This is a genomic window from Photobacterium halotolerans DSM 18316 (assembly GCF_000425165.1).
Classification (GTDB): Bacteria; Pseudomonadota; Gammaproteobacteria; order Enterobacterales; family Vibrionaceae; genus Photobacterium; species Photobacterium halotolerans.
This window is the reverse complement of record NZ_AULG01000046.1, coordinates 1-2,355: the sequence shown is the minus strand read 5'-3', so window position 1 is coordinate 2,355 and position 2,355 is coordinate 1. Positions and strand designations below refer to the sequence as shown.

General features: G+C 53.4%; 1 protein-coding gene and 1 pseudogene. Both read left to right on the top strand.

The window, feature by feature from the left end; genetic code table 11:
* A partial coding sequence (locus H511_RS0109155) for a hypothetical protein (protein ID WP_211225196.1) occupies window positions 1–1,608 on the top strand: 1,608 nt, incomplete at its 5' end.
* A pseudogene (locus H511_RS0109150) lies at window positions 1,608–2,355 on the top strand (hypothetical protein); the annotation flags it as partial. The gene H511_RS0109155 and the pseudogene H511_RS0109150, both read left to right, overlap by 1 nt.

Below are 2,355 nucleotides of genomic sequence, written 5' to 3'. Positions count from 1 at the left end.
TTTTTATTATCTGGACCCTACCCTATGCCATCATTTTCTATCGGACAATTCCGAGGCGCACTGCCGCGTGTCGCCCCGCATCTGTTGCCAGAACAGGCCGCGCAGGTTGCAGAAAACTGTAAATTCGAGCGTGGCTATCTGGAGCCAATCAGCGATCTATCTCCGGTCGGTGCAGCAATAAAGGCCGGTACAAAATCTTTGTTTTATTACCTTGGCCAGCACTGGTTCAGTTGGACGACTGAGGTGACAGCCGTTTCAAGCCCCATCCCCAAAGACCCGTATCAACGCGTTTATTTTTGTGGAACAGATGTTCCACGATTCACTAAGCAAGATATCGCCATAGGCGGGACACTACCAGAGGCCAGCATTAAGCTTGGCGTGCCGAAACCTGCAGGGAAGATCAGTGCAAATGCACCCAGCGGGGGCGGCGGTGATATCACGGACGCGGCGGATGATGAGACGCGGTTTTATATCTTTACCTGGGTAACGGACCTTGGCGAAGAAGGCCCGCCATCGGACCCGTCGAACGTAGTCACAGTGTACAACCCTGAGTCAGATTCTGTGTCCTTGTCGCTACCTGCGATTGGCACCAATGACCGCAACATCACGCACCGGCGCGTTTACCGTTCAGCGACGTCGGGTGATGTTGCGGAGTGGTTACTGGTTACAGAGCTGCCGGTTAACACCACAAGTTACACTGACAACAAAAAAGCGGTGAGTCTGGGCGCAGCACTGGCGACTGAAAACCACTTTCCGCCCCCTGCAGCAATGAAAGGTCTGACAGCGTTGGCCAATGGTGTTCTTGTGGGTTTCGATGGAAACATCATTTGCCCGTCAGAACCTAACTTGCCCTACGCCTACAACCCAAACAATCAGCTGTCGTGTGAATTCGACATTGTGGCCATTGGTGCGCTGCCTTCCGGTGCGGTGATTGCCACGACCGGCCAACCGTATTTACTGCAGGGGTATACCCCTGACTCTTACCAGCTGATCAAACTGGAAACGTCCGCCCCTTGTGTTAGCGCCCGCTCCCTGGTCGATATGGGCAGTGTTGTTGTCTATGCCAGCGGTGAAGGCTTGATCGCAATTGGTGCCGGTGAGCCTGAGCTGGTCACGCGCGACATTTTCACAAAAGAGCAGTGGCAAGCCCTCAAACCGGAAACGATCCACGCCTATCAATACGGCAGCAAATATGTCGCATTTAGCGACGTGTGCGGGTTTGTTATTAACCAAGAAACAATGGATGTTACTTACCTGTCATTCAATGCGACGGCAGGGCTAAGGATACCGGCCACCGAGGATCTGGCTCTGGTTGTCGGTGATGAACTTTTCCTGTTCGACGAGAATGCCGCCCGCCTGCCGATGACGTGGCGCTCCCGCCTTTATCGCACCATGCCGGTTAGTCTGTCCTCTGTAAAAGCTTTTGGTGAAAACGTGGAACTATTGTTCCACAGAGACGGGCAAGTCATTCACACGCACCAACTCACCGGCCCCGTTGATATCTTCCGCTTACCAGCGGGCTACGGGCGCGAATGGGAAATTGAAGTCAAAGGGACCGGCACGCTGGAAAGCGTGGCCATAGCGACAAGTATGTCGGAGCTTCCATAATGTCAAAATTGCCTGCAGTACCTAAAGGCCAGTTTAAAGACGCTGGCCAGCAACGCTATGCAGACTCCCTGCAAAACTTCGCTGAGATCCTATCTGGCCGAAAAGGCACGGGCATGGACCGCGCCGTGCTGGTCCGTGACTTAGTGGATCAGGGGTTGGTCACGCTAAAGAAAGGCGCGAACGGGAAAGTATCAGTAGGTGGCCCAGCTGCCGGTTTATTCCCAGACCCAGGAACAGAACGATTTAACACCCCGCCCGCGCCTGTGAATTTTCAAGTAAACGGCGCTTTCAGCAACATCATTCTGACATGGGACAAACCAGCGTACACAGAGGCCAGCGCTACCCTGACCGAGATCTACCGCAACAGCGTGAATGAGTTATCCACAGCCGTGCAGATTGCGGCTGTTCAGGGGGTTATTTATGGTGATTCGGTCGGTGTTGGTGCGGGGTATTACTACTGGGTTCGCCATATAAACGTAGGCCATTTCGGTGCGCAAAAGGCAGGGCCATACAATGACGCGAACGGAGTACACGGAGAAACAAACCCAGATATCGGCGCGGTAATTGACGACCTGACCCAGCAGATCTTGGATAGCCCGCTATTTCAAGAAATGGCCGATCAGGACTTCCAAGATTACACGCAGCTGCAGGCGACGATTAACCAGGTTCAGAACACCCTTACGACAGCTGAAACCGATCTGAACGCCAGCATTGACTCTGTAAATGCCAAAGTTGACAGCAATAAGG